The organism is Halobaculum litoreum, assembly GCF_030127125.1.
Classification (GTDB): Archaea; Halobacteriota; Halobacteria; order Halobacteriales; family Haloferacaceae; genus Halobaculum; species Halobaculum litoreum.
In genome coordinates, this window is record NZ_CP126157.1 from 20864 (window position 1) to 47365 (window position 26502).

The window sequence follows — 26502 nt, forward strand, 5'->3', positions numbered from 1 at the left end:
CGGGCCCCCGGGGTTGTCCGCAATTATACCCGAACACGTGTGTGGGGGTGTGGGCACGTCGAGGGCCGTTCGCGGCCGATCGGCGGTAGACAGGACGATTGCGGACGGCACACTAACTAACTAACTAACTAAACTGTTTCTACTAGCTAGAGTGAGTGAGTGAGTAGAGGTAGTGAGCGACGCGAGTCGCTAGCTCAAGATGAACGCTTCAGCCGAGTATATACGTGTTACTGGGACAATCGAGCGCAGCCGGTCGAACCGGCCCCTCCCGTTCGTGGCGGAATTGCGGACGACCCCGGGGGCCCCCGTCTTGTACCGACCTTCCGATGGTAGACACCGGTTTCAGCGGGCCAACCGTTCGGTCTCCCCGCCATCCGGTGCTTACAGCACGCCGCCATCGGACGCACGAGCGACGTTCGAGGCCACCGTCACGCGTGACAATTGCGGACGACCCCGGGGGCCCGGGTAGCGCCCGCCGATCGCCGGGTCGGGATGCAGTCGACCGCCGGAGCCTATTACCCCACGTTCAGATGTGGGATATCCGGTCGTTCGTCGAGCGACGCCACCGACCGGGACGGAGACCTCGGGCCGGCGACCCGTGACTCGTCCGTCCGAGAACACGAATTGCGGACGACCCCGGGGGTGTGACGGGCGGTCGACGCCGGGGTCGACGTTCCCGTCCCCGACAGCGGCGGCGGGACAGCGATCGAACACCAACGAGTGGCAGTCCGGGAAACGGACCGATGCATCGACCGCTGGACGAGCACGGGACGCGCCGCCGTCGATTGCGGACACCACCGGGGGTGGTCCCCGCCGGGCGACCGTCCAGTGGGGCCGCCGTCCACGACACCGAGGACCGCCTGGCCCCGGCAGCGGCGTTCCCCGTCCGCACGGGAGCGCGGTGGTTATTTCAGCACGCCCGTTGACACGAACCCATGGACGCGACCGACGCGGCGGGCGCCGAGCACGACGCGGGCGCCCACACGAGCCGGTGGCCGATCGTCGCCGCGGGCGGCGCGGCGGCGCTGTACGTCGGCGCCGGCGTCGCGATGGCCGGGGGTGACGCGCTCCCGTCGACGCCGCCGTTGGTCGTGGCGGCGCTGGGGCTGGCGGTGCTCGTGGGCGGCCTCGCCGGCTGGACACGGGAGGCGTTCCTCGGCGGCGGTGCCCACACGACTCACGGGGAGAAACGGTCGCGGCTGTACGTCGGCGGGATGTGGCTGTTCCTGCTTTCGGACCTGGCGACGTTCGCGGCCGGGTTCGTCTACTACGCGTTCGTCCGCTCGGGGACGTGGCCGCCCTCGGAGCTCCCGCCGCTGCTCGGGTCGCTCGTGCTCGCGAACACGGCGATCCTCCTCGCGAGCAGCGTCACGGTCCACTTCGCCCACGACGCGCTCGAGGCTGGCGAACGACAGCGGTTCCTCGGCCTGCTCGGCGGGACGGTCCTGCTCGGCGCGGTGTTCCTCGTCGGCCAAGCGTACGAGTACTACGAGTTCATTACAGCCGAGTCGTTCACCCTCTCGGACGGCGTGTACGCCAGCGCCTTCTACGGGCTGACCGGGCTCCACGGCCTCCACGTCACCCTCGGGGTGGTCATGCTCGCGATCCTCTTCGTCCGAGCGCTCCGTGGCGGGTACGCCGCCGGCGGCGACACCTCGGTCCGGACGGTCTCGCTGTACTGGCACTTCGTCGACGCCGTCTGGGTGTTCCTCGTCGCCGTGTTGTACGTCGGCGCCGTCGTCGGCTGATACGGTCCGGCTTCCCGACCGCCGAGCGACACACGTGGAATCGCGGAACCTAACTCGGGCACATCGCCGGTCACAGTACCCCACATTGTAACGTGGGGTAATCGGGCGATCGCCTCACTACGACTCCGCCGCCGCTCCCGCCGAGGCCGGACCGGCTCAACTGCGGGCGGACGAACCACGTGCTCGGCTGTTCCGGCGCGGCCAGTGTCTCGACCGCGTCGGCGTCCCGGACGGTCGCCGACTCCCGACCGACCCCGCGCCGAATCGCGAAACTGGGACCTACGGCAGAAGGCTTATCGCGGTGAGTTCGAACCCCCAAGCGACACGGTAGCACGCCACGCGGGACGACAGCCCCCCGTGGCGGACGACCGGACGGGGGTGGGGACGGCCCCGCCACAGCGACCACCGGATGTGACCACGAATGACCCCGGACCACCCCGAACACGCCGACGACCGGACGTACCAACGGACGATCGAGGGCACCGAACCGGACGAGCAGAAGGACCGCGATCGACTCCGTCGCGAGCGCGACGAGTGGCGCAATCTGTTCACCCAACTCGTCGAGGAGTTCCCCGAACCGATCCTCGCGGTCGACGACGAGCGGGTGTTGCGCCACTTCAACGGCGCCGCCGAGGAGCAGTACGGCCGGTCGCAGGCGGAAGCGATCGGCACGACGGGGTACGAGTTCTTCGGCACGGAGGGGAAATCGGAGATCCTCGCGGAGACCGTCGCGCGTACCGGCGAGGCGGTCCGCGAGGAGGAGTATCGAAAGGTGCCGACACCGGACGGCGACATGTGGGTCCGCGCCATCGCCGTGCCGATGGAGACGCTCGACGGGGAGGTGATCGGCTCGGTCGAGATGACGCCGGTCGTCACCGACCTCGTCCGCCAGCGGGAGCGGATGACCGCGGCCCAGCGGACGGTCTCCGAGGAGGTCCGCGCGGCCCTGCAACGACTCCGGGGGTCCGCCGAGAGCGTCGCCGACAGCTCGGCCCGCAGCGCCGCGATCGCGAACGACCAGCACGGGAGCATGGAGGCGGTCGTCGGCGACGTCGCCGACCTGAGCGCGAGCATCGAGGAGATCGCCGCGACCGCACGCGAGGTCGAGACGACCAGCGCACGCGCGGAGGAACTCGCCCTCGACGGGCGGTCCGCGGCGCGGGAGGCGATCGACGCGATGGAGTCCGTCGACGCGGCCGGCGACGAGATGGCGAGCGACGTCACGGCGCTGCGCGAGCGCATCGCGGAGATCAACGGGATCGTTGAGGTGATCGACGGGGTGGCCGAGCAGACGAACATGCTCGCGCTCAACGCGTCCATCGAGGCGGCGCGGGCGGGGGCGGCCGGCGAGGGGTTCGCGGTCGTCGCCGAGGAGATCAAAGACCTCGCCAACGAGTCGCGCGAGCAAGCCGGCGAGATCGAGGCGACGGTCGACGACGTCCAGGAGACGACCGCCCGGACCGTCGACGGGATCCGCGAAACGAACGAGGAACTGTCCGCCGGGATCGAGCGCGCCGAGGCCGTCACCGAGGCGCTGTCGGACATCGTCGAGGCAGTGAGCCGGACGGCCGAGGGGATCGCCGACGTCGCACGCGTGACCGACGACCAGGCCACGGGCACCGAGCAGGTCGCGACGACCGTCGAGGAGGTGGCGACCCGGGCACAGGAACTGGCGACCGAGATCGACACGATCGTCGACGCGAACCGCGAACAGAGCCGACTCGTCGAGGGGATCGACGAGTCGATCGGGTCGCTGGAGCGGGAGCTGTCGGCCGTCAGTTCCGACGGGTGAGCCCGCGGGCGGCCCGCGGGGACTCCTCACCGCCCCTCCTCGGTGTCGGTCGGGCGCGACTCCCCGCGACGGGTGCCCGTCTCGGCCGGCCCGACCGTGCTCTCGCGCTCCAACTCGACGAGCTTCCGGTACAGCGGCGGCATCAACACGCAGACGGTCCCGAGCCCGATCGCGAACACGCCGAGCGGGAACCCGAGCGCCGGCGCCGTGAAGCAGGTGTTCTCCGCGACGATGGTGGCGTAGTACTCCTCGCCCTCGTAGTCGATCACGGCGCCGCGCTCGAACGCGGCGCGGTTGGGGAACGCCCCTCCACGTGCGCCTCCCCGCGCGGCGCGGTCAGTGCGTCCTCGAACGCGGCGGCCTCCGCGTCGCTCAGCTCCGCGAACGCGAGGCGCCGGAAGTCGGGGGCGTCCTCCCCGCCGACGATGTCGGCGGTCCGCTCGGGGGACTCGACGACGATCGTCGGCTCGCCGCAGTCGCGCAGTTCGTCCTGGATGAGCGCGTAGCCGCCGGGCACCGCGCCGGCGATGCCGACGGCGATGAGGAGCACGCCGACGAACGGCGCGACGTAGGTGAACAGCGTCGAGGTGGACTCGTCGTCGCTCATCTCAGGCGCCCGCCTCCGCGCCGTCGGCCCCCTCGCGGCGCTCGCGTCGCTTCGCCTGGAGGAAGCGGAACGTCACCGCGAGGCCGACCCCGTACGCCCAGTGGGCGACGAGGACGAACCCGACGTACCCGAGGAACGCCAGCCCGGACTGCCCGGTGTAGAAGGCGATCAGGAACCCCGAGGAGATGATCGTCGCGAACACCAGCCCCGTCTCGAACAGCAGGCGGCCGGGGAGGTACTCGGCGAACGCGAGGAACAACAGCGGCCACGTCACCGCGCCGCCGACGAGGAACAACAGCGCCCCGACGAGCGGCGTCCCGGGCAGTCCCACCAGCTCCGCGAGCTCGACGAGCGCCGCCAGATCGAACACCCCGACGAGCGCGGCCGTGCCGAGCCCGCCCGCCATCAGCAGCGTGCCGACGACGCCCGCGACCGCGGCGATCGAGGCGTTCTCGGCGACCGTCCGCCACGTCGAGCCGACCGCGCCGGCCCCGAGCGAACTCCCCGGCACCGCCGCGTCGAACGACGGCCGGACGTCGTCGGGGTCGGGCTCGTGCGGTTCCATGTCGTACCGCTCGACGAGGCGGTCCTCGAACCACGCCCACTCGTTGCTGAACTGGCCCGTCCGCTTGAGGTCCCACGGGTCGGTCGTCTCCACGCGATCGCCCTGCCAGTACGACACGAGCATGTTGTACAGCCACAACAGCGCCGCCAGCCCGACGACGTACGCGCCGACGGTGGCGATCTGTTGGGCGAACTGGTACTCGGCGGGGTAGATCGCCTGGCGCCGCGGGAGGCCGAGCCCCCCGATGACCAACAGCGTCATGAACGTCACCGTCGAGCCGAACACGAGCAACACCGACTGGAACCGCGCGAGCCGGCGGTCGTACCACCGCCCGGTGATGAGCGGGTACCAGTAGTAGCTCGCGGCGATCATGAGGAACGGGATGATCCCGACGACGATGAGGTGGAAGTGGCCGACGACGTAGTAGGTGCCGTGGTAGAGGATGTCGACGGGGATCACCGCGAGGAACACGCCGGTGACGCCGCCGATGATGAACGTCCCGATGCCGCCGACACAGAGGATCATCGGCGCGGTCAACCGGATGTCGCCGTCCCACATCGTCGTGAGCCAGTTGAACACCTTGATCGCCGACGGCACCGCGATGGCGATGGACACCGCCATGAACGACGCCTTCAGCCGCGGGTCGATCCCGGTCGCGAACATGTGGTGGGCCCACACGCCGAAGGAGAGCACCGACAGCCCGAGCGTCGAGTACACCACGGCGCGGAAGCCGAACAACGAGCGCCCGACGAACTTCGGGAGGATGAGGCTCATCAGCCCCGTCGCCGGGAGGAACAGGATGTACACCTCCGGGTGCCCCCAGAACCAGAACAGGTGCTGCCAGAGGATGGGGCCGCCGCCCTCGACGGCGAAGAACGTCGTCGCGAAGTTGCGGTCCATGAGGAGCATCACGAGCGCCGACCCCAACAGCGGGAACGCGAACAGCGCGATGCCGCTGGTGACGAGCATGTTCCACGAGAAGATGTCGAGGTTCCCCCACGTCACCCCCTCGCCGCGCTCGTAGAACACGGTCGCGATGAAGTTGATCGCGCCGACGGTCGTCGCGACCCCGCTCAGGTGGAGGCCGACGAGCAGCAGGTCCACCTGCGGGTTGGGCGACTGGACCGACAGCGGCGCGTACAGCGTCCACCCCACGGCCACCTCGCGCATCGAGAGGATGAACGGGATCGACTCGGGGTCGACGACCAGCGTGAGCCCCTGCCCGGCCACCTGGAAGAACAGGCCGGCCCGCGCGAGCAACAGCGCGGGCGGCAACAGCCAGAAGCCGATTGCGTTCACCCGCGGGAACGCCATGTCCTCGGCGTCGATCATCAGCGGGAGGACGTAGTTGCCGATGCCGAAGAACACCGGCGCGACGAAGAAGATGAGCATCGTCAGCCCGTGGGTGGTGAACAGGGCGTTGTACGTCTCCGGCGTCCAGATGTCCGCCGCCGGCGTGAGCAGCTCCGTCCGCAGCATCATCGCGTCGACGCCGCCCCACAGCCCCGCGACGGTGCCGAACGCGATGTACAGCAGGCCGATCTCGCGGTGGTTCGTCGTCGTGAGCCACCGCAGCGCCTCGCCGCGCAGCCGGACGAACTCGTCGACCAGCGCGTCGCGCTCGACGTACCCTCCGTCGCTCGTCAGGCGGTCGCGACTCGCCCGCCACCACAGCCCCACACAGCCGCACAACAGCGTCGCCAGCGCCGCGACCTCGATGAGGGGTCGGTTCATGCTCCCCGCGGAACCTCGCCGTCGCGTGGGGCTTCGGTGTCGTTCATTGTCACGTTCTCTCACACGGACTCACATAAAATTCGGGGGGCGGCGCGGGGACGGGCTCCAGCCGGGCTGTATTCGTGCGAACACTTAACAGCCGGCGCGGGGTTGTCGGACTCGAAACACGAATGCGCGGACCCCGTGGACTCCCCCGACTACTCGCCGCCGTCGGCCTCGCCGGAGTGGGGGTGGCGCTCGTCGCGACGCTCGCGGCCGCGCCCGCGGCCGCCCAGTCGGTCAACCGGGCGGCGATCGACAACCTGAACGAGCAACTGCTGTACGTGGCGCTCCCGCTCGTGCTGTTCGTCGAGATCACCCTCCTGTACGCGGTGTACCGCTTCCGCGACAACGACGACCCGAAGCCGACGACGAAGGACTCGCCGCTGGAGATCACGTGGACGGCCGTCACCGGGATCATCCTCCTGTTCGTCGGCATCTCGGCGTACTTCGTCCTCGCGAACCCCTACATCACGCCCGCCGCCGCCAGCGGGCCCACGGTCGAGACGCAGGGCGACCCCGTCGAGATCGACGTCGTCGCCTACCAGTGGGGGTGGGAGTTCCGCTACCCCGACGCGAACGTGACGACCCAGGGCGAGGTGGTGGTCCCCCGGGGCAGAGACGTCGTCCTCACGCTGCACACCCGCGACGTGATCCACTCGTTCTACGCGCCGGATCTCGGCATCAAACAGGACGCCGTGCCGGGACAGGAGACGACGATCCGCACGCGCGCCACGGAAGTGGGGCAGTTCCGTGTCTACTGTGCCGAGCTGTGCGGCGTCGGTCACGCCCGCATGCGCGGCAGCGTCGCCGTGGTCGCGCCGACGGCGTACGACGAGTGGCTCGAGACGGGCGACCTCCCGCCGAACGCGACGACGCCGACCGCGACGGCGACGGCCGCGAACTGACCGCCTCGCCCCGACGCGGGTCGTCGGGCGGCTCGCCCGCCATCCAGTCCTCGCCGTACGCGGCGTCCGAAGGCGAAGCCCACACGTCGTGCCCGGCACGCTACGCCGCACCCTTCGGCGAGCGCGGCCGCTCGCTCGTCCCGACGTCGCCTCGACCGTACCGGTGCCGGCGACGCGACTCACGACCGAGCTGCCGTGAAAAATTCAGATATGTGGATATTCACATATCTAAATGGCTGAATCCGCACCTGTCGCACTCGTCGGGAACGGTGACTCGGCGGGTGCCTCCGGGTTAGATGGCTTCGTCGGTCGGCGTCTCGACGACCTCGTTGGCGTCGTGGTCGTACGTGATGAGCCCGGCTGCGTCGAGTTTCGGGAGGTGGATGTGGTGGAGCGTGATCGCGACTGTCCGCTCGTCGCCGCCGTCGGTGGCACAGCCGTCGCGCCGCTCCATCGCGGCGACTTCGCTCGCGACGTCGTCGAGGGAGACGCACCCGTCGCAGTCGACGAGCACGGATAGCGCGAACTTTCGCCGCTCGGAGGACAGCAGGGCGTGATACTCGCTCGTCGTCAGCTCGGTCTCGTCGGCGGACTGACCGAGCACGTCGGTCGAGGTTGGTGACATGGTGGAGTCGGGGCGGGAACGGCCCACGATACCAGAATCAAGCGAGGCTGTCCCCCTAAGCGTGTACCCACACCAGTTAGGTTCCGTTCGGAGGCGTCGCTCGTGTCAAGCCGACGGCGCGTCCGGATACCTGCATCGTACCGGCAGAACGGGTGTAAAGCATGTACGGGCTCGGTTCCGTCGACGGAAGGTACATCGTGTCGCCCGTAGAGAGCGTGCTATGGACACCAGTTCGCTTTCGACGCCGCTGGCCGAGACGCTCGCGGCGTTCGACGGCTCCGGGACCCCGCTCGCGACACCGGAGGTCGCGGCGGGACTCTCCGTCGGCCGCCGCGGGACGTACGAGCGGCTCCGGACGCTGGCGGACCGGGGGCTGATCCGGACCAAGAAGGTCGGCGCGAACGCCCGGATCTGGTGGCGCCCCGGCCCGCCGACGGGGACGGTCGGGAGCGACACGCGCGGGCCCGTCGACGGCTCGGCACGGGGACCCGCCCCGGCCGCGGCGGCGTCGAGCACCGAGTTGACGGCGGCGCTGGGGGCCGCGGCGAGAGCGGGCAGCGCGATCGCCGCCATCGTGGACGCGTCCGGCGCCGAGTCGCGTATCCGACGCCTCGAGCGTCGCTGCGAGTCGTTACGCGCGGAACTGTCGACGACCGCCGCTCGGCTCGGCGCCGAGTTCGTCGCGGTCGACGCCGCCTCCCGGATCACTTGGCACTCGCCGGACGCCGCGACGCTCCTCGGGGTAGCGCGAGCGGACGCCGTCGGCTGGCCGGTGAGCGAGGCGCTGCCCGCGGGCGACGACGAGGACGCCGACGACGTCGTTCGGCAGGTGATGGAATCCGGCGAATCGGTTCGCGTCGAGCGGCCGGTTCCGGCCGCGGAGATCCGGATCGAGATCTCGGCGTTCCCGTCCGCAACGGGGGTGTCGGTGTATCTCCGCGACGTGACCGACCGGGTCCGCCGGGCCCGGGCGCTCGCACGCCACGAGGCGGCGGTGACGGCGACGGCCGACGGTGCGTTCGCGGTCGACGCCGACGGGCGGGTCACGTGGGCCGACGAGACGTTCGCCTCGTTGGTCGACGAGACGCCGGCCGCGCTGGTCGGCACGGCGCTCCCGGCTGTGGTCGACGACGACCGTCTCCTCGAGGTGGTGCAGTCGGTGACCGGGTCCGACGGCGACGCCGACCCGAGCACGCCCGTCGAGACGACGGTGACCGGACCCGACGACGCGCAGAGGATCTGGGAACTGCGGGCCGCCCCGGTCGACAGCTCGACGACCGGCGACGGGGAGCGGGCGGTCGTCGTCCGCGACGTGACCGAGCAGCGCGACCGCGAGCGGTCGCTCGCGGAGTCGGGGGCCCGGCTCCGCACGCTCGTCGACGCCATCCCGAACGGCACCGTGACGCTCGTGTCGCCGGACCTGCGGTACCGGACGGTCGGCGGGACGACGAGCGACGCCGTCGCCTCGGCCGACGAGTTGGAGGGTCGCCGATTGCGGGACGTCCTCCCCGAGGCCGTCGCCGACGGGGTGATACCCGGCTACGAGTCGGCGCTGGCCGGCGAGCCGGCGACCTCGGAGCAGGTGTTCGGCGGTCGGACCTACGAGTGCCACCACCGCCCCGTGCGCGACGACGAGGGACGGGTGGTGTCGGCGTTCGGCATCGCCTACGACGTGACCGAGCGGACGCGAACCGAGCGCACGCTCCGGCGACAAGCTGTGTCAGCAGGAGGCCGTCGTCGAACTCGGCCGACGCGCGCTGGCCGACGATGACCTCGACGACCTGCTCGCGGCGACGGTGACGCGCGTGGCCGACTCGGCGGACGCCGACCGCTGTGGCGTCCTCGCCGAGGCGGACGACGGCTCCCCGAGGACGCTCCGTGCGGCAGTCGGCTGGTCCGCCCCCGACGAGCTCCCGGCGGACGGCCTCCGCGCGACGATCGGCCGCGAGGACGACCCGTGGGGCGTGCTCGTCGCGGCGACGGACGACGCGGACCCGGACGCCGACGCGTTCGTCGAGGCCGTCGCGACGGTGCTCACGTTGGCGGTCGAGCGCCGCCGGCGTCGTCGCGAGACGACAGCGAGACACGAGCTCCAGGCGACGCTCAACAGCCTCCACGACGTCGTGAGCGAGGTGACCGACGCGATCGTCGCCCAGTCGACGCGCGAGGAGATCGAGGAGACGGTGTGCGAACTGCTCGCCGACTCCGAGGCGTACAAGTTCGCGTGGATCGGCGCGGTCGACGAGCCGTCACAGGAGGTTCACGTCCGCACCGAGGCCGGCGTCGAGGGGTACCTCGACGGCCTGACGCTGTCGGTCGACCCCGACCACCCGTTCGACGGCGGGCCGACCGCCGACGCGCTCCGCACCGGCACCGTCCAAGTGACGAACGACGCCCGGTCGGACCCGCGGTTCTCGCCGGTCCGCGACCGGGTGAACGCGTACGACTTCCGGTCGTCCGCGGCGATCCCCATCGCCCACGAGGGCACGACGTACGGGGTGTTGAACGTGTACGCCGGCCGAGAGGGCGCGTTCCGGTCGCGCGAACGGGCCGTCATCGCCCGCCTCGGCGAGATCGTCGGCCACGTGATCGCCGCCTCCGAGCGCAAGCGCGCGCTGTTGAGCGACGACCTCGTCGAGTTGACTCTCCGCATCGACGACCTGTTCGTCGCGCTCGACACGTCCGTCGACCCCGAGGGGTGGTTCTCGTTCGACCACATGGTGCCGGTGGACGACGGCGACTTCATCGTGTACGGCCGCGCGACCGAGGAGGCGGTCCCGTTCCTCCGCGATCTCGAGCGGGTGAACCCCGAGTGGGAGTCGGTCACCGTCAGGTCCGAGGGGTCGCCGGCGCGGTACGAACTCCACGGTGTCGACCTCCCGGTGTTCTCGGCGATCGCCTCGCAGGGCGGCTACTTCGAGGACGTCGTCATCGAGGACGGCGACCTCCGGATGACGTTGTACCTCTCGCCGTCCGTCGACGTCCACTCCGTACTGGAGTCGCTCCGGCACAACTACCCCCAAACGGAGATCCGGAGCAGACGTCAGTTCACCCGCTCGTTCGAGGACGTCGTCCGGATCCGGCGCCGGATCGTCACCGACCTCACCGACCGCCAGCGGGCGACGCTGGAGGCGGCGTTCTACGCGGGCTACTTCGAGTGGCCCCGCGACGCCGACGGCGGCGCCGTCGCAGACTCGATGGGCGTGTCGCCGCCGACGTTCCACCAACACCTCCGGACCGCTCAGCGAAAGGTCCTCCAAGCCGTGCTGTCGTCGCCGACGGTCGGCCCCGAGTGACCGCGCGGCGGCGCCGCGACCGCCGGGTCGGCGTCGGGTCGCGACTCCCGGTCGCCGGCCGGTCGCGGTCAGTACACCAACTCCCCGTCGATGAACTTGCGGGCCCGCTCGTCGTCGGGGTCGCCGAACACGGTCTCGGTCGGCCCCTGTTCGATGAGGGTCCCGTCGAGCATGACGCCGACGCGGTCGGCGATCCGTCGCGCCTGCTGCATGTCGTGGGTGGCGACGACGACCGCGATGTCGCGCTCGCGCGCCGCCGCGACGGCCTCCTCGATGAGCGCCGTGTTGCGCGGGTCGAGGTTGGACGCCGGCTCGTCGAGCAGGAGCACGTCCGGCTCGGTGGCCAGCGCCCGCGCGAACGCGACCCGCTGGGCTTCGCCGGCCGACAGCGACCGGGCGGGCCGGTGTGCCGCCTCCCGTAGCCCGACCGTCTCCAGCGCGTCCGCGACCGACTCCTCGAGCGGCGGTCGCCCGACCAGCCCACGAAGCCACCGGCGGGCGCGGTCTGGCCACGAGCGCCGGACGGCTAACCCGTAGCCGGCGTTGTGGGCGACCGACGTCGAGAACAGCGACCGGTTCTGGAACACCATCCCGATCCGGCGCCGCGTCGCCACCCGTCGGCCGTTCGACAGCGACCACGCGTCGGTGCCCGCGGCTCGCACGGTGCCCGCGTCGGGGGCTCGAACAGCGCGAGCAGGCGCAACAGGGTGGTCTTCCCGGTGCCCGAGGGGCCGATGAGCGCGAACGTCTCCCCCGGCGTCGCCCGCAGCGACACGTTGCGGAGCACTCGGTCGTCGTCGTAGCCGAAGCCGACCGCGTCGGCTTCGATCATGCCCGCCCCCGATCGCGAACGACGTTTCCGAGGCCGTTGACCGCCAAGGCGATCGTCAACAGCACGACGCCGAGCGCGATGCCCGTCCCGTAGTTGCCCTGCCGTGCCTCCAGCGTAATCGCCGTCGTCAGCGTCCGCGTGAACGACACGCGCGCGCCGCCGCCGGTCGCGATGGCGATGTTGCCGCCGACGATGAGCACGGAGCCGACCTCGCTGACCGCCCGCCCGAACCCGGCGAGCACGGCCGTGACGAGTCCGTACCGCGCCTCCCGGACGACCGCGATCTGGACGTCGCGGGCGGTGCCGCCGGCCGCGAACGCCGCGTCCCGGATCGACGGGTCGACGCTCTCGATGGCCGACAGCGTCACGCTCGTGATCACCGGCGTCGCGAGCACCACCTGCGAGACGACCATCGCCGTCGGCGTGTACAGCAGCTCCACGCCGCCAAAGGAGTAGAGGACGCCCACGCCCGGCAGGCCCAGATCGAAGCCGCCGCCGACCGGGCCCGCGTTCGAGAGCAGCAACAGGACGACCAGCCCGACGACGACGCTCGGGAACCCCATCCCGGTGTTGATCACCGAGACGAGCACGCCCTTCCCGCGGAAGTCGCCGAAGCCGAGCACGCCGGCGAGCACGACGCTCACGAGCGTACTGATCGACACCGCCGCAAGGCTCACCTGGAGGGTGACGACGACGATGCTGATCAGGTAACGGGTGCCGAACTCCGCGATGATGCCGCCGAACACGTTCACCCTCCCGGCGGGAAGTGTTAGAAGCCCTCCGGAACGAACTCGTCGACCCACGACTGGAAGCGCTCGGGCGACACCGACGCCGACGAAGCCCCGTCGTAGTCCTGCGGGACGTACTGCTGGAAGTCCGGCTCCTCGGAGAGCGCGTTCGGGAAGAACAGCTGCGACCCGTTGGCGGTGTACTCCTCGATGGCCGCCTGCCCCATCGGGCTCGTGAGGAAGCTCACGTACGCCATCGCGGCCATGTAGTTCACGTTGTCGTGGACGGCCGGGTTCACCGGGATGACGCCGTAGGGGTTCTGCAGGATCGCCGGGCCGTCACGGAGCGGCCCCTGCACGTGGATCACCAGGTCGATGTTGTTCTGCTGGGAGAGGTACGTCCCACGGTCGGAGAGGGTGTACCCGCCGGTCTGGCTCGCCTGATTGAGGGTGTCGCCCATCCCCTGACCGGTCTCGCGGTACCACGAGCCCGCGGGTTCCACCCTGGCCGCCTCCCAGATGTTCAGCTCCTTGGTGTTCGTCCCGGAGTCGTCGCCGCGCGAGAGGAACGTCGCCTCCTGCTCGGCGATAGTGGCGAACGCCTCCGTCGCGCTCGACATCCCGTCGATCCCCGCGGGGTCGTCCTCCGGCCCGACGATGACGAAGTCGTTGAACATCACGTCGCGACGGTTGATGCCCGCGCCGTCGCGGAGGAACTCGTCCTCGGGCCCGCGTGCGTGCACGAGAATCACGTCGGCGTCGCCGTTGCGCCCCGTCTCGATGGCGGCGCCGGTTCCCTGCGAGATGGTCCGCACGGTGACGCCGAACGCCTCCTGGAACAGCGGGTTGATCGCGTCGAGCAGCCCCGTGTCGTACGTCGACGTGGTCGTCGCGAGCACGAGTTCGCCGTCGCCGACGTTCGGATCCGGCGGCTCGGTGGTCGACATGTCCCCCTCCGACTCGCCGGTGGCCGGCGCGTCGGTCGACCCGCCGCCGCTCCCGGAGCAGCCGGCCAGCCCCGCGAGGCCCGCCACACCCGTCGCCTGCATCAGTCGCCGCCGTGTAGTCCCCTCGTCGCCTCCGTCCCGGTCGCTCATGTCACCGGCGTTGTATCGCATCCGATATAACGCTTTCACTACGGGTTACGCGTTCCCGTAGCGATCGGGTGAACGTAATGGCAATCGATTACCCTCCACACGAGGAACCCGCTGTCCGTTCCCTCGGAGCCGTGTCGGAACGCAACGCTGGCCCCGACCGAGGGGAGCGTGGTCCACTTGCTCCGGCTGTTTCGCAGAACGGTCGAAATCGGCGCGCTTCGGTGCCAGATCGGGAAATCCACCGCAACGGATAACCGCCGTTGAGTGGTACGTACGGTATGACTCACGACGAACCGACCGACGACCCCGGCGGCGCGAACTCGACTCGCTCGACCGACTCGGCCTCGTCGCCCCCGACCGAGCGGACCGAACGGTTCTGGCTCATCGCCACGGGGCTGCTGCTGGTCACCATGCCGGCGTTTACGCTGGTCGTCGCGTACGCGGTGCTGCTGGCGACACAGAGCGTGCTGGTCGGCAACATCACGACCGTCGAGCTCGTCGAACTGTACCTCATCGAACTGCTGGCGTTCGCGCTGTTCGGGTACCTGCTGTACCGCCTGACGGAGTTCTCCTCCCGACGACACGCCCGGGTCGAACAGCTTCGCAGCGGGAAGGACGCCACGGAGTCCGACCGCGGAACCGAGACCGGCACGGAGTAGCCCTCAACGCCTCCGACCGCTCGTCTCCGGCCTCGAAACTGCGGTTCCCCGAACCCGTTTTTGCACGGCGGCCTCCGCGGCGCCGATGTCGTCCGTAGTTGTGACACGGGACGCTCCTGCCCGGTACTCTGGCGACCTCCGGCCCGCGACTGGTGAGATGACCTGCCGTCCCACACGATACCGACCAACTCCGCCTCATTTGCTACTCCCGGCCGAACCGAGCGCGCCCACCCACGGGAGCTCCGCCGGCCAGTCTATACATCGTATGTTGCGATATCGACGAACCAGCACCAGAAGGCCCACAGTTTCGGAGGATAGGCCAGTTACGGGTCGAATCTTCGCCGTTTCGGGGCCCATCACCTAACTAAGTGATCGATTCCTGACTATTCTGAACGAGATAATCGAGTGAGCATGGGATATTGCGCGGATTTTGGTGCTCCTACAGAGCGTCGCCACTCCCAAGCGGCAAACTCGGGTATGGGGAATCGGTTGCTCAGTCGGGCGGAATTAATGCCGAGACGACGATCTCAACACACTCACCCGCGGTCAACACTGGCGCGTAGTCCATCTCCCCATCGACACCCGCTTTCAGCAGGAAGTCCGTGAGTCGCCAAATGTTGTAGAGCAGCACCGCAAACACGAAGTAGAACATCCGTACACGGTAATCCTTCGAGGAGGTCTTCGCGAGGAAGTCGTTCTTGATGCTCTTGTACCCGTTTTCAATCTGCCAGCGACGGCTGTAGCGGCGACAGAACGACTCGGCCTCCTCGGGGCCGAGTCGGAGATTCGTGGCGAAGACAGTCGTCCCCTCACCATTCGTCGACGGCACGTACAGGAACTGCATTGAGTGACTTCCTGATTCGACGTAAACGGACGCCGATTCTACCGCGACAGCTTGTCCGTTGGCCTCCATTGTTTCTATGGCTTCCCGCTCAGTGCTGTTGATTCGAGTGGGGATGAGATAGTTCACGCCGAGATTCGAGAGCGTCTGGTAGACATTCTTGGAATCGAACTCCCGATCACACAGCACGGTCTCTACAGGGACGTGTTCTTTCGCTCGGGTCACGAGTCGCCGGACGACACGGTGAACCTGATTCGGCGGATTCCTATCCCACGCTGAGCTCTCCCGAATCGGCTCCACAGCGAGCACCAGCGGGATGTTCTCGCCGACAATCGAGAGTGTCGCAAATTTGAATGCCTGCGCTCCCTCACCCTGCATCCCACTGACCATCGGCATCTCCTCGATGTCGCCGTAGTACGGGATGGTGGTGATATCGATTGCAGCGGTCACCGGCCGGCGAAACGATGCCTCCGAGGCGATAGCTGAGAGCAATCGGTCGCTCGCCTGCTCGAAGCCCTCGATCAGCGCTTCCGGCTCGAATTGCTTGATTGCCCGCAGATGCGTGTCCCCATGCGGGCCGTACTCCTCGCCACGACGAAACTGGAACCGAGCGGCACCCTGTGCGGTTCCACAACCAACCATCCCCATGAACGTCTGTAGCTCGAAGAACTGCGTATCCTCGTAGGAGGCATTCTGCGCTCGACCAGAATCGAAGCCGTCGAAGCCGTGGTCCCGTGCGAGGCGTGTCGTCCGGCGAATCTGCTCGTCAGAAAACTCAGCGCCACCAGATTCGTCCTGCTCATCGTCGTCGGCAGACTCGGAGTTCGAGTCGATAACCTCCTCTATAGGGCGCACTGGGGGGACTTCGGGACCGTAGTCGTGGACCTCTTTGACGACGAAGTGAGCGGCGACACTCACATACTCACGAACCCCGTCGTCGAATCGGTTCCACCAGGTGCGTGAGAGGACGGATTCGTCGGGGATGTGGTCTAATCCGAACGGTTCAGCGAGTTCTTGGTACGTTTCGAGCGTCCGGTAACTGTCGCCCGTGATTTCCCGATAGATGAACAGCCGGAGCATCCCTCCGAACGAATCGGGTGCCGGATGCCAGTCTGGATACCCGTCTTCGAGATGCTCTGTATAGAGCGTGACTCTGCTTACCGCAACCTGGAGACACACGCCATCTCGTAACGTCTCTCTAAGCTCGATTCCGGTCCGGTAGGCGTGAGTCATCCGGCAGGCACGGTCCGACAGCGGGTCCAGCATCTCCGACATTGGTTCGCACTAGTGTTGGCGTGATAGAAGTGACCGGGTCTCGTCTATACCAGTACCTCGGTCAACAGAAGCTGCTCAATATAAGCTTCGCAGATCAGTGCAGAACGACTGGATTTCGCGGATATACTGTGAAACTGGCTCCATAGCAAATCGCAAGGATGCAAGACAATTTCAATAAAATGATATATCTAGCATAGAGTTTCTCACCATGACTGGACACAAGGCTTACAATGCAAACGAATGGAGTTGAAATTATAATGGTTCGTAGTATCTCTTCAATCGTTGGAACGGTCGTCACACTCGTTGGCGCCGGGATCGCAATTTGGACGTGGTGGACACAACAGCAGTGTGTACAGGGATCCGATCCAGCTGTTGCTACCGAATGTTGGACTTCTCCTGCGCTCGTGGCGGCAGGCTTCGGAATTCTGCTTGCAGTCGGGGGCATCATAGTCGTGGCTAGAAGTGCTTCGCAGTAATCGATCCGGAGCAACATATCCGACATATATTTCTAGCCCAAAAAGTATTGTAGTTGTACGCAAGCAGCCAGAAATTGAACAGGCCTACTTTGATGACCATTACCGTCCGGTACTTGGTGGCTGTGAGTGCCATAGCGACCAGTTAGATGCATTCCCAAGGGGGACTATCGGTTACACTGTCTACGATGATAGACATGACCAGTATGGCTGGGTCACTGCTGGGCATGTTGTTGGGAGGAAAAACGGAGTCGACGTCCAGCAACCAGACCTCTTCGACGAAATCGGTCACTCGGACAGGTATCTTGCAGAGGGATATGGTGATGCAGCAGTGATAAAGAAGAACTCGGCTTTGTTGAAACCCTCAATTGGTGATAGGTTCCAGCAGCCGTGCTGAATACAGAGCGCATAGTCAACACATTGTGAACTGTCCGATTACCCCCGAGGCAAGGAAGACGCCTCCGCAGGCGAAAGGTTTGTGACTGCTGGTGAAGCGGTTCAGTGTAATGGGTAGTTACGAGCAGATGATGCTTGTTGATTCTGACCTCCGTGCGTCAGACGTGGATGGTGAGTGGTTCGCTCCCGTCTGTACGGTCGAACACATCAAACAACTCGACGATGGAGTGCACCTGCGTCCGGGGGGCCTGAACAAAGACAACCAAAACGACGAGGTGCGGCAGGCAGCGGAGATTGCGTTTGAGCATCGTCCAGATATCGACTTTTTCATCCACACGTATACACAGAATACAGTGATGGCCTCCTCGGCCAGAATGTACGAGCGGTGGGACGAGTTCGATACCGAACGCGTTGAACTGGTGATTGAGATGAGTACGGGCGAGAATAACTGGCAGGAGCCATTCCGGTATTTTTCCAACGTTCACGGTATCACCGTTGAGACAGTAGACCCCGACTGGCCGCCCAGTGGCTCTGGTCAGACGTACTACAACATGACGGCCGGAGAGCGGGACCGCCGGTAAGAATGCGTGCTGACTACACCCTCTGTATTCAGCACACGATTCATATCAGTTGCTGAGGGTTTCAACAGAGCCAAGAACTCCAATGTCTCTGCTGGCTTCGGCTTCGCCGCTGATGACGGTGGGTATGCTGGAGTCACAATCACTGGGACATTCGCACGTGATGAGTTGGTAGATAAAACGGAGCGTGGTGATTCCTTTACCGTTCGTGGTAGAACCACTGGGATCTCGTCCGGAACGCTCACCGATCTCCGAGAAAACTCAGAGGGGCGTATTCGGATCATAGGTGATGCGCCTACTGAGGGAGGCGATTCTGGCGGCCCGTGGTATGCTGAGGATTCATACGGCTACACCTACGCAGTAGCTATCCACAATGGCTACTTCCCTAACAGCGGAAGTAAATATTCCACAGCCATGGTCCATGCAGAAGATTATCTAACCTTCACACTCTAGCTTACGCAGTATATGTACAGACGGAATATTCTTGCCGCAGCTGCGCTCGCGGTTACTGCTGGTTGTGGTGCCATTGGCGGCTCGTCAAATCCAGCAGGTACAATTGAGGCCGAAGTTGTTGAGAACCCACCAGCTGGAATCACGCCAACTCCTTACAGCAATGTAGATCACGAAAAGTATCGGACAGTAGTCAATGACGTCGTGTCGAAGTACGAACAAAACAACTCAGCAAACTATGCTCAGGTAGAATACTACCCCAAAGAGAAAAAATCGGTCTTAGATGAATATGAATCATTAGCAATAAGCGGTGATAGCGCATACATCTCATACCAAGAATATACGGTACAGATCGTCGTGACGGTGTATCAGTAATTGTGCGGAGCCTTGGTCAGGACGCCACTGAGAGACTCTTTTAAGAAGTAAGTCGATGAGACACTCGACCCCTTCCCATAGGGTCTGAATTTCATTTGGTCACAATCCCGCTGTCGTCGACACCTTCTCCGAGGCACCCGGTAACTTCCATGATTTCGAGGCGGCAATGCTCCGATTCCAAACGAGCCCGTGAGGAGTTGAAGAATCCGACCCATTCATCCGTTGTGTGATTTTTGGCTCTGTTGAAATCCTCAGCAAGTGATATTCCCTGTTTCGATAGCAGTCAATACAGGGCACGTAGTTAACACTAATCTCGATTGACCAATACGGAGAAAGCATTTACCTAAGACGGCATCTGCGTAATTTATGAATCGTCGACAGTTCTGTATTGGAGTAACTACTGTTCTTACAGTTGTTTCGGGCTGCTCAGGCAGAGATACAAATTCGACACCGGGAGCAGTATCCGATTCCGGCCCTGAGTCCTACCTGCCAGAGTCAAGCGGTGCGTGGGAGTTTCAGGGCACTCAACAACACGAACCGGCTTGGTCACCATTGGGAGCGATTGACGGTGCAATCGGTCAGTACCAAGGGCCAGACGGGTATTCCTACGAGTTCGTTGTGATGGATTCGGAGGAAGGACTCTCAGAAGGAAACGCGCGGAGTTTGGCTTGTGCGGGTTGGCAGATAGCGATAGCCATTGATGGGTATGCTATTGCGGCGAGTACAGGCACAGAACAGCGAACATTCACTCCAGAAGTGCCTCCTACCATGACTCAGTCAGCAGCCCCCGAGACAGAGGATCGTGTCTGGGAACTACTGGTGCTCTCCCCTCGCCTTAGCGAAGCAGATCTTGACGAAAACAGAATCAACTGTTAACTACGCAGTTCCCCGTCTCAGTTCCCTCCTTTCTGTGCCGCGAGTCCAGCAGTCTGTCAGGCCGTCGCCACGGCGAGCATGTGACCCGAGAGGTCCGCGACGCCGGGGTCGCCCCGCAGCGCCTCGACTGTCTCCCGGAGTGCCGCCCGGTGGTGGTCGTCGAGTACGTCGAACTCGTCGCGGCGCTGGGAGACGACACTCTCCAGTCCGGTCAGCGTGTGGACGGTCAACCCCGCACGCTGGAGGAGTCTCCGGAGTTCGCCGGCCCGGAACAGATGCATCGGCGGGCTCGAGGTCGAACACCTCGAGCAGGTCGGCGTCGTAGTCCCCTGTGCGAGCGAGGTGCGGCAGGAGTTCGGTCTCATCGCTGCCCTCACCGCGACCCGCCATCCGGGAGATGGTCTGGAGCGCCGCGAGGCGCCCCATCACCGAGACGAACACCGGCCCACTCGGCGTGGTAACACGGTGGAGTTCCGCCGCCGCCCGCCGACGCTCCTCGACGTCCAGGACGTGCGAGAGCGGCCCACCCAGACAGAGCGTCGCGTCGAAGGTGTCGGCCGCGAAACCCAGCTCCCGAACGTCGCCGGTCTGAACGGTCATCGAGTCCGTGACGCCGTGTTCGCCCGCCTTCTCCGCGGCGAGTTCGACCTGCCCTGAACTCTGGTCAACCAGCGTCACGTCGTACCCCTGCTGCGCAAGTTCCACACTGTACCGGCCGGCGCCGCCACCGACGTCGAGGAGGTGCCCGCTCTCGGGGAGTTTGCGGTCGAGGAAGTGGCGCGTCTCCTCGTACTCGAGTCGGCTGTAGAACCCACGTTCGAGGCGGTCCCACTCGCGGGCACCGTAGTCGTCGTAGTACGCTTCCGGCGTGAAGTTCTCCATAGCTACGGATCGACTATGGGGTTATTCGTTCTTTGGCTCTGATAGGCTGGCTGCCGGACCGGGCGAGGTGCTGACCGCTGAAGGGTAGAGTGACTGTGCAGAACGGACCAGTAATTTTCAGACCTACTCAGCGGCTGTTTCTCATCCGATCAGGTGGTGAGAACCCGCCTCGACATGGTGAGTTGCTCCGGTAAGTACGGGAAGCTCAGTTATCTGACTCCCACTCCGCGACCTGCTCCCGTACGAAGTCAAGAACGTTTTCAGGCGGCTCGGAGAACCACTTTGCTTCCAAAATCTCTTCATCACCAATCGCAATTGTTCCTCCCTCGTACCTTGCATCGAAGACTACCGTTAGCATGTAATACCGCTCCTCGGGGCTGGATTCCAGTATGATGGTCTTCCGACGAGCGAAATTCACATCGACAACCGTACACTCGACGCCGGTTTCCTCACGTACTTCTCTCCTCGCGGTTTCCTCCATCGTCTCCCCCGGCTCATGACCACCGCCCGGCATACCCCATTCATCAGGTGCCCCTTTGTGCCGAATCATCAACGCTCGCCCCTCCTCATCGGTTACCCACGCACCAGCGTCACCAATCCATCCTTCTTTTGCCATTTCCTTCCCTTGCTCGAAGAAGTCTGGTTCATTCTCCACCGTCTCTTCGTGAACGTCAAACGAGCCGTACCTATCCTTCAACCGGTTAAGTCGCCGTCTGACTTCGGTTTCTGTCTTCCCTTCTATGTCCATAGTGTCATCTTGGATGCTGGAATGAAATATGCCTTCATGATAAATTCGCAGATGCAATGAGCAGGTAATCCACCACGGACCTGGCCGAAAACAAGGCACACATCAAATCTATCCTCCGAGGTTGTGATCGAATCCGGCACCGGGACCGGGAGTATGGAGTCACGACTGGCGATCGTCCAGGTGGCCGACCCCTTCGAACAAAGACGACTGGAGGTACGAAGAGACGGGCTGTACGGAGTCGTCGGGACCGGTCTGTCTACCGTCGAAGGTGGAAACGGCCGCCGAACCGGCTTACAGCGTCGCGTCGCTCGGGCCGCCGAGTTCGGAGAGGTCGAGCACGACGTCGCGGCCGCTGGATCGGACCTCGACGTGGGCTCCGAACGAGGTGCTCATCCCCTTGACGATGCTCGAACTCGACGCCCCGAGGTCGACACTCGTGTCGAGCGCGCACACGCCGATCCCGTCGCCACGACGGAGCTCGGGGAGGAAGTTGGAGTTGAGCATCCGGTACACAGAACGGATGTCGTCGGCTTCCACGCACACCGACGAACACAGCATGATCCCCGAACGGAAGCGCCCGGACCCACGCTGTGCCTCCGTGATCATCGAGGAGAAGGTCATTCCGAGGCCGGTGAGTTCGCCGATGTCGTCGACGCACTGGACGTCGGCCGACTCGCGACCGGTTCCCGCCAGCACCGACGTTCGGTCGCCGGCGCCGGATTCGACGCGGTTCAGCTCGCGCTTGATCGTCCGCCCCTGTGTGTCCGTCGCGATGACCGCCGCCTCCTCCTCGGGGGCTGGAGCGACGAGTCGGTAGAACGCTTCGGCGAGGGCGTCGGGGTCGTCGCCCGTCAGTAGGACACTCGTCCCGGACTCGATCCCGTCGATCGCCAGCTCGCCGGTATCGAACCGTTCGCTCGCGACTGCGCTCATGCCAGCACCTCCGTGCTCTCGGCAGCCGCATCGCGAACCTCCCTGCGGAGCTCGAGGATCTCCATGGCCGTCTCCGCGAAGTCCTGCAGTTCGCCCCGTTCGGTCGCGTCGTAATCGCGGGGCTCGAAGTCGATCAGACACACTTGGCCGATGACGTGGCCGTCCGGGGTGGTCATGTTCGCGCCGGCGTACGACCGGATCCCCATCGCCTCGTACGCGCCGATCTCGGAGAACCGCTTGTCCTCACGGACGTCCTGAACCACCATCACGTCCTCCTGCAACATCGAATGCGTACACATGGTCTCCTCGCGGGTCACCGAGTCGAGGTCGGCCCCGTGGCACGAGAGGATCTGCTCTTCCTCGCTCTCGATGAGCCCGATGAACGCGACACCGGCGTCGAAGTGACTGGCGATCAGGTCGGTGAGTCGATCGAAGCTGTCCTCGATCGGGAGTGTGTCGACGTCGTACTCCGCGAGCGCGGAGAGCCGCTCGGGTTCGTCATCCGGGGCGAGGAACCCGACCTGTGCGGCGTGGTTCAGCACGTCCTCGGCGATGAACCCCAGTCGGTCGTGAGCGTCCGGGTGGTCACGACTCAGGTACTCGACGATCACGTCGCCGAAACTCGCCGTGTCTATCTCCGTCGGCGGGACGTCGGTGAACAGAATACACGGCGTCTGCGGTGCTTCCTGCCGGATCGCGTCTACGACCTCCATACCGGTCCCGTCAGGGAGGTCGTACCCCGTGACGACCCCGGCCACATCGCCGTCGGCGATCCGTGCTCTCGCCTCGTCGACGGAACTGACACCGTCCGCAGCGAGACCCGCTTCGGATTCGATCGCGTCGGTGATCGCGCCCAATCGCGAACGTTCCTCGACACACAACAAAGTGCGCTGCATACCGCAGCTACCTGCGATCCGTACTTAAGGGTCATTCTCGAACTATCATCTCTCGGAATCGCACTCCCGCCGATGGGGCGTCGCCACGGCGGGCGTCTCCCGTCGTGAAGGATCACGCCGCTTAGTGATTTCGGACACCACAGGTGGTGCTCCATCGACGACCCCTGTGCGGTACTTGGTACGGTCGATCCGTCTCCATCGCTGTCCATGGTGGATATGCAGATAGTCGGCTATGTGGATATTTGGATGTGAGTTCTCCGATGCACCCGTTGGACTGCGTGTGATTCGCGCCGATCCAACTCCCTGTGACGTCCGATAGTCCCCGCAAAGCGAGATATTCGAATCGGTTTGTATGTGGATGCCCAAATATCTGGATATCTACTCGGATTCCGGGGCTTCCGGTCGGTACCCGAATATTTGGATATGCGAATATCCGCGTGCGTACGTCCGAACCTACGTGAATCCTCACCGCGACGAACCCCGCTTCGGTCAGATCGCCTTTCGGTGGGCACCACCGACGGCACACTCAGATATCTGGATATGTAGATATCTACGCGTTTGAGTTTCTACACAGGATAATATCTAAGTAGGTCCGATCGTATTCGAGACTATGCTCACATCCACATATGTCGATGTGCGAACGGGGGAATATCCGCGATGAGCGCCGGCTTGGAGGGGTACCCGGGGGCGGTCGTCTCGCTGTTCAAAGGCGGCGTGACCAAGACGTCGACGTCGTTGAACGTCGCCCACCAGCTGTCGGAGCGCGGGCACGAGGTCGCGATGGTGGACCTCGACAAGGACGGTCACCTCACGAGCCTGCTCGGCTACGAGCGTCAACTGGCCGACGGCGAGGACATCGGCGACGCCATCTTCGGCGCAACCGACCCGAGCGACCTGCTGGTGGAGACCGACTTCGGCCTCCACCTCCTCCCGGCGACGGAGGACCTCGAGACGGTCGAGGGGAAGATGAAAGACCAGAGCTTCGGCGTGAAGTTGATCCGGAGCGAGGTGGTCGAGCCGCTCGTCGCCGGCGACATCGACTACGTCCTCATCGACCCGCCCGGCGGTCGGGGGATGCTCCACGACGCTGCACTCGTCGCGGTCCAGCGCGTCATCGTGCCGCTCATTCCGAGCGCGGGCTCCGTGTCCGGCCTGGAGAACCTCCTGCGGCGTTCGCTGGTCCCGCTGCGGCGGGAAGTCCCGCTCGACATCGTCGCCATCACGCCCAACATGATGCGTGAGAGCCTCGCACAGGAGAGCGGCGAGCAGATGCTCGCGCGCGAACTCAACACCAACGAGGAGTTCGGCGAGACCGCGATGGACCTCACTTACGAGGGGTTCGACCACTACCTCCCGGAGTACGCTCGCGTCGAGCCGGAGTTCTTCGAGGCGGTCGCCGACGACTCACGCAGCGTCACATCCGAATATCCGGATATTCCGAAGCCGGGGATCCGCTACCGGAAGGCGATCAACGACGCGACGCGACACGGCCTCCCGCTGGCGGAGTGGGACGCCGCGAACGACCAAGTCGCCGCGTTCGACGCGCTGGCCGAACGGGTCGAACTGGCGAGCCCGGACCCACGGCGCAAGCGCGGGGAGGTCGCCGATGCCTGACGAGGCCGACCGCTTCGGCGGGCTCGGGGACGCGCTGAAAGGCGACCCCGCAGCCGACGACGGCGCCGCGGAGGGGACCGACGACACCGCGGAGTCGACCGATTCCCCCGTGGAGTCCACCGACGCCGGGGGCGAGGTCGAGCCGGAGCCCGCGGCGGAGACGGAGTCGTACCCCGAGCCGTTCGGCTTCGCCGAGACGAGCCAGCAGTCGTACTACGTCCGCGACGAGACGTTCGACCCGCTCGCGGCCAACCGGAGCCGGATCCGCGCGGTCGCCTCCAAACACGGGCTCGACGAAGGCGACCTCTCGAAGCGCGAACTGCACGACGCCGAACTGTCCGTGTTGCAGTCGTTCGAGGATTGGGACATCGCCGTCGCCATCGAGGTGTTGGAGCGACGGGGCGTCGACGTCGACGAGGAGGCGGTGAGGGCGGTCTTCGACGTGTTGCGGTGAGTCGGCACGCGCGACGGCCCGGGGGACCGGAGCCGTCGCGACGCCACCGACGAACGGACGGCGGCGTTCGGCGTCGCGGTCACGGTACTGTTATACCGGATTGACAGACACGTATCGCCAATGGATGTAGACCTCGCGACGAGCCGGACGGCAGCCGTGCTCGAAGCGGTCGAATCGGCGGTCATCGCGAAGCGGTCGTTCCTCGAGACGGTGCTCACGGGCGTCGTCGGCGGGGGCCACGTCCTCCTCGAGGACGTTCCGGGGACGGGCAAGACGCTCGCGGCCCGGTCGCTCGCGGGCGCGCTCGACCTCTCGTTCACCCGGATCCAGTTCACGCCGGACCTGCTCCCGGCGGACATCACCGGATCGAACGTGTTCGACGAGCGCTCGGGGGAGTTCACCTTCGCCGAGGGGCCGGTGTTCGCGAACGTCGTCCTCGCCGACGAGATCAACCGCGCGCCGCCGAAGACGCAAGCGGCGCTGCTGGAGGCGATGGGCGAGGGGCAGGTGTCGGTCGACGGCGAGACGTATCCGCTCCCCGACCCGTTCGTCGTGATCGCGACACAGAACCCCGTCGAACAGGAGGGGACGTTCGGCCTGCCGGAGGCCCAGCGCGACCGCTTCATGGTGAAGACCTCGATGGGCTACCCCGACCGCGACGGCGAACTGGAGCTGATCGACCGCCGGGCCGACCGCACCGCCTCGATCCCGTCCGTCTCCTCGGTCGTCGACGGCGACGACGTGACCGCCCTCCGGGCCGTCCCGGAGTCCGTCCGCGTCGACCAGAAGGTGCGCGCGTACCTCGTCGACCTCGGGCGCGCCACGCGCGAGCACTCGGCGGTCGCGGTCGGCGTCTCGCCGCGCGGGATCCAACACCTGTTCGAGGCCGCCCGCGCGCACGCCGTGGTCCGCGGCCGCGGTTACGTCGTCCCGGACGACGTGAAGCGCCTCCTCGAACCGGTGTTCGGGCACCGCCTGGTGCTCACGACCGAGGCGGAGATCGACGGGACGGACCCGGCCGACGTCCTCGCGGACGTGGCGGGAGACGTGGACGTGCCCGCGATGGACGTCTGAACGGCCG

Annotated in this window: 24 protein-coding genes and 1 pseudogene; 13 read left to right on the top strand and 12 right to left on the bottom strand. The window is 65.8% G+C overall.

Annotated features, from left to right (window positions below; genetic code table 11):
* Positions 1–935: 935 nt before the first annotated feature.
* Together P0R35_RS15200 and P0R35_RS15205 are read left to right on the top strand one after the other, a co-directional pair.
* On the top strand, positions 936–1748 hold the full coding sequence (locus P0R35_RS15200; RefSeq protein WP_284014784.1) for a cytochrome c oxidase subunit 3: 813 nt from the start codon (positions 936–938) through the stop codon (positions 1746–1748).
* Between the two features lie 421 nt (positions 1749–2169).
* Positions 2170–3540 carry a methyl-accepting chemotaxis protein gene (locus tag P0R35_RS15205; RefSeq protein WP_284014813.1) on the top strand — a complete coding sequence of 457 codons (1371 nt, stop codon included), beginning with the start codon at positions 2170–2172 and terminating at the stop codon, positions 3538–3540.
* A gap of 26 nt (positions 3541–3566) precedes the next feature.
* Here P0R35_RS15205 and P0R35_RS15210 read toward each other — a convergent pair whose 3' ends face one another.
* The 3 genes from P0R35_RS15210 to P0R35_RS15220 are packed head-to-tail and all read right to left on the bottom strand — an operon-like array spanning position 3567 to position 6446.
* On the bottom strand, positions 3567–3809 hold the full coding sequence (locus P0R35_RS15210; RefSeq protein WP_284014814.1) for a hypothetical protein: 243 nt from the start codon (positions 3807–3809) through the stop codon (positions 3567–3569).
* The gene (locus tag P0R35_RS15215) at positions 3806–4147 is read right to left on the bottom strand and encodes a hypothetical protein (RefSeq protein WP_284014815.1); all 342 of its coding nucleotides are present in this window, start codon (positions 4145–4147) and stop codon (positions 3806–3808) included. The genes P0R35_RS15210 and P0R35_RS15215 overlap by 4 nt, the downstream gene beginning before the upstream one ends.
* 1 nt (position 4148) lies before the next feature.
* Positions 4149–6446 carry a DUF6789 family protein gene (locus tag P0R35_RS15220; protein WP_284014788.1) on the bottom strand — a complete coding sequence of 766 codons (2298 nt, stop codon included), beginning with the start codon at positions 6444–6446 and terminating at the stop codon, positions 4149–4151.
* 170 nt (positions 6447–6616) lie between these two features.
* On the opposite strand from P0R35_RS15220, the gene coxB reads away from it, so the two are divergent.
* Positions 6617–7393, top strand: a complete 777-nt coding sequence (coxB, locus tag P0R35_RS15225; RefSeq protein WP_284014816.1) for a cytochrome c oxidase subunit II — start codon at positions 6617–6619, stop codon at positions 7391–7393.
* 292 nt (positions 7394–7685) lie between these two features.
* On the opposite strand, the gene P0R35_RS15230 is transcribed toward coxB, so the two are convergent.
* Positions 7686–8018, bottom strand: a complete 333-nt coding sequence (locus tag P0R35_RS15230) for a DUF7344 domain-containing protein (protein WP_284014817.1) — start codon at positions 8016–8018, stop codon at positions 7686–7688.
* Positions 8019–8238: 220 nt separating this feature from the next.
* On the opposite strand from P0R35_RS15230, the gene P0R35_RS15235 reads away from it, so the two are divergent.
* The gene (locus tag P0R35_RS15235) at positions 8239–9789 is read left to right on the top strand and encodes a PAS domain-containing protein (protein ID WP_284014818.1); all 1551 of its coding nucleotides are present in this window, start codon (positions 8239–8241) and stop codon (positions 9787–9789) included.
* 25 nt (positions 9790–9814) lie between these two features.
* Positions 9815–11314 carry a bacterio-opsin activator domain-containing protein gene (locus tag P0R35_RS15240; protein WP_284014819.1) on the top strand — a complete coding sequence of 500 codons (1500 nt, stop codon included), beginning with the start codon at positions 9815–9817 and terminating at the stop codon, positions 11312–11314.
* A gap of 68 nt (positions 11315–11382) precedes the next feature.
* On the opposite strand, the pseudogene P0R35_RS15245 reads toward P0R35_RS15240, so the two are convergent.
* The 3 genes and pseudogenes from P0R35_RS15245 to P0R35_RS15255 form a co-directional block, all read right to left on the bottom strand.
* Positions 11383–12146 (bottom strand): annotated as a pseudogene (locus P0R35_RS15245) (ABC transporter ATP-binding protein).
* Positions 12143–12892 (bottom strand): ABC transporter permease, encoded by a 750-nt coding sequence (locus tag P0R35_RS15250; RefSeq protein ID WP_284014792.1) that lies wholly within the window; start codon positions 12890–12892, stop codon positions 12143–12145. Before P0R35_RS15250 ends, P0R35_RS15245 begins: the two are co-directional and overlap by 4 nt.
* Before the next feature lie 23 nt (positions 12893–12915).
* Positions 12916–13971, bottom strand: a complete 1056-nt coding sequence (locus P0R35_RS15255; RefSeq protein ID WP_284014820.1) for an ABC transporter substrate-binding protein — start codon at positions 13969–13971, stop codon at positions 12916–12918.
* Positions 13972–14249: 278 nt separating this feature from the next.
* On the opposite strand from P0R35_RS15255, the gene P0R35_RS15260 reads away from it, so the two are divergent.
* A complete protein-coding gene (locus P0R35_RS15260; RefSeq protein WP_284014821.1) occupies positions 14250–14630 on the top strand; it encodes a hypothetical protein in 381 nt (126 codons plus the stop codon).
* A 493-nt stretch (positions 14631–15123) separates the two neighbouring features.
* On the opposite strand, the gene P0R35_RS15265 is transcribed toward P0R35_RS15260, so the two are convergent.
* Positions 15124–16746, bottom strand: a complete 1623-nt coding sequence (locus P0R35_RS15265) for a transposase (protein WP_284014822.1) — start codon at positions 16744–16746, stop codon at positions 15124–15126.
* A gap of 462 nt (positions 16747–17208) precedes the next feature.
* Between P0R35_RS15265 and P0R35_RS15270 the strand changes: the two genes are divergently transcribed.
* From P0R35_RS15270 to P0R35_RS15285, 4 genes are all read left to right on the top strand, one after another.
* Positions 17209–17616 carry a hypothetical protein gene (locus tag P0R35_RS15270; protein ID WP_284014823.1) on the top strand — a complete coding sequence of 136 codons (408 nt, stop codon included), beginning with the start codon at positions 17209–17211 and terminating at the stop codon, positions 17614–17616.
* Positions 17617–17725: 109 nt separating this feature from the next.
* On the top strand, positions 17726–18196 hold the full coding sequence (locus tag P0R35_RS15275; protein WP_284014795.1) for a hypothetical protein: 471 nt from the start codon (positions 17726–17728) through the stop codon (positions 18194–18196).
* Between the two features lie 6 nt (positions 18197–18202).
* A complete protein-coding gene (locus tag P0R35_RS15280; protein WP_284014796.1) occupies positions 18203–18646 on the top strand; it encodes a chymotrypsin family serine protease in 444 nt (147 codons plus the stop codon).
* Between the two features lie 12 nt (positions 18647–18658).
* Entirely contained in the window at positions 18659–19018 is a 360-nt protein-coding gene (locus P0R35_RS15285; protein WP_284014797.1) for a hypothetical protein, read from the top strand.
* An 876-nt stretch (positions 19019–19894) separates the two neighbouring features.
* On the opposite strand, the gene P0R35_RS15290 is transcribed toward P0R35_RS15285, so the two are convergent.
* The 4 genes from P0R35_RS15290 to P0R35_RS15305 form a co-directional block, all read right to left on the bottom strand.
* Positions 19895–20776 carry a class I SAM-dependent methyltransferase gene (locus tag P0R35_RS15290; protein ID WP_284014798.1) on the bottom strand — a complete coding sequence of 294 codons (882 nt, stop codon included), beginning with the start codon at positions 20774–20776 and terminating at the stop codon, positions 19895–19897.
* Between the two features lie 205 nt (positions 20777–20981).
* Positions 20982–21524 carry an NUDIX hydrolase gene (locus tag P0R35_RS15295; protein WP_284014799.1) on the bottom strand — a complete coding sequence of 181 codons (543 nt, stop codon included), beginning with the start codon at positions 21522–21524 and terminating at the stop codon, positions 20982–20984.
* 291 nt (positions 21525–21815) lie between these two features.
* Positions 21816–22457, bottom strand: coding sequence for a DUF7504 family protein (locus P0R35_RS15300; RefSeq protein ID WP_284014800.1), 642 nt, complete (start codon positions 22455–22457; stop codon positions 21816–21818).
* A complete protein-coding gene (locus tag P0R35_RS15305) occupies positions 22454–23314 on the bottom strand; it encodes a GAF domain-containing protein (protein WP_284014824.1) in 861 nt (286 codons plus the stop codon). The genes P0R35_RS15300 and P0R35_RS15305 overlap by 4 nt, the downstream gene beginning before the upstream one ends.
* 696 nt (positions 23315–24010) lie before the next feature.
* Here P0R35_RS15305 and P0R35_RS15310 point away from each other — a divergent pair.
* From P0R35_RS15310 to P0R35_RS15320, 3 genes are all read left to right on the top strand, one after another.
* Positions 24011–24967: a ParA family protein gene (locus P0R35_RS15310; RefSeq protein ID WP_284014825.1), complete on the top strand. Its 957-nt coding sequence runs from the start codon at positions 24011–24013 to the stop codon at positions 24965–24967.
* Positions 24960–25421: a hypothetical protein gene (locus P0R35_RS15315; protein ID WP_284014826.1), complete on the top strand. Its 462-nt coding sequence runs from the start codon at positions 24960–24962 to the stop codon at positions 25419–25421. Before P0R35_RS15310 ends, P0R35_RS15315 begins: the two co-directional genes overlap by 8 nt.
* 120 nt (positions 25422–25541) lie before the next feature.
* Complete coding sequence (locus P0R35_RS15320) at positions 25542–26495, top strand: AAA family ATPase (protein ID WP_284014827.1); 954 nt, start codon at positions 25542–25544, stop codon at positions 26493–26495.
* Positions 26496–26502: the final 7 nt, after the last annotated feature.

Excerpts from the sequence above, each read along its gene's own strand:
- coxB (WP_284014816.1), top strand. The coding sequence starts at position 6,617 with ATGCGCGGACCCCGTGGACTCCCCCGACTACTCGCCGCCGTCGGCCTC.
- P0R35_RS15205 (WP_284014813.1), top strand. The coding sequence starts at position 2,170 with ATGACCCCGGACCACCCCGAACACGCCGACGACCGGACGTACCAACGG.
- P0R35_RS15200 (WP_284014784.1), top strand. The coding sequence starts at position 936 with ATGGACGCGACCGACGCGGCGGGCGCCGAGCACGACGCGGGCGCCCAC.
- P0R35_RS15290 (WP_284014798.1), bottom strand. The coding sequence starts at position 20,776 with ATGGAGAACTTCACGCCGGAAGCGTACTACGACGACTACGGTGCCCGC.
- P0R35_RS15265 (WP_284014822.1), bottom strand. The coding sequence starts at position 16,746 with ATGTCGGAGATGCTGGACCCGCTGTCGGACCGTGCCTGCCGGATGACT.
- P0R35_RS15230 (WP_284014817.1), bottom strand. The coding sequence starts at position 8,018 with ATGTCACCAACCTCGACCGACGTGCTCGGTCAGTCCGCCGACGAGACC.
- P0R35_RS15320 (WP_284014827.1), top strand. The coding sequence starts at position 25,542 with ATGGATGTAGACCTCGCGACGAGCCGGACGGCAGCCGTGCTCGAAGCG.
- P0R35_RS15215 (WP_284014815.1), bottom strand. The coding sequence starts at position 4,147 with ATGAGCGACGACGAGTCCACCTCGACGCTGTTCACCTACGTCGCGCCG.
- P0R35_RS15285 (WP_284014797.1), top strand. The coding sequence starts at position 18,659 with ATGTACAGACGGAATATTCTTGCCGCAGCTGCGCTCGCGGTTACTGCT.
- P0R35_RS15235 (WP_284014818.1), top strand. The coding sequence starts at position 8,239 with ATGGACACCAGTTCGCTTTCGACGCCGCTGGCCGAGACGCTCGCGGCG.
- P0R35_RS15300 (WP_284014800.1), bottom strand. The coding sequence starts at position 22,457 with ATGAGCGCAGTCGCGAGCGAACGGTTCGATACCGGCGAGCTGGCGATC.
- P0R35_RS15255 (WP_284014820.1), bottom strand. The coding sequence starts at position 13,971 with ATGAGCGACCGGGACGGAGGCGACGAGGGGACTACACGGCGGCGACTG.
- P0R35_RS15310 (WP_284014825.1), top strand. The coding sequence starts at position 24,011 with ATGAGCGCCGGCTTGGAGGGGTACCCGGGGGCGGTCGTCTCGCTGTTC.
- P0R35_RS15275 (WP_284014795.1), top strand. The coding sequence starts at position 17,726 with ATGGGTAGTTACGAGCAGATGATGCTTGTTGATTCTGACCTCCGTGCG.
- P0R35_RS15260 (WP_284014821.1), top strand. The coding sequence starts at position 14,250 with ATGACTCACGACGAACCGACCGACGACCCCGGCGGCGCGAACTCGACT.
- P0R35_RS15220 (WP_284014788.1), bottom strand. The coding sequence starts at position 6,446 with ATGAACCGACCCCTCATCGAGGTCGCGGCGCTGGCGACGCTGTTGTGC.
- P0R35_RS15315 (WP_284014826.1), top strand. The coding sequence starts at position 24,960 with ATGCCTGACGAGGCCGACCGCTTCGGCGGGCTCGGGGACGCGCTGAAA.
- P0R35_RS15295 (WP_284014799.1), bottom strand. The coding sequence starts at position 21,524 with ATGGACATAGAAGGGAAGACAGAAACCGAAGTCAGACGGCGACTTAAC.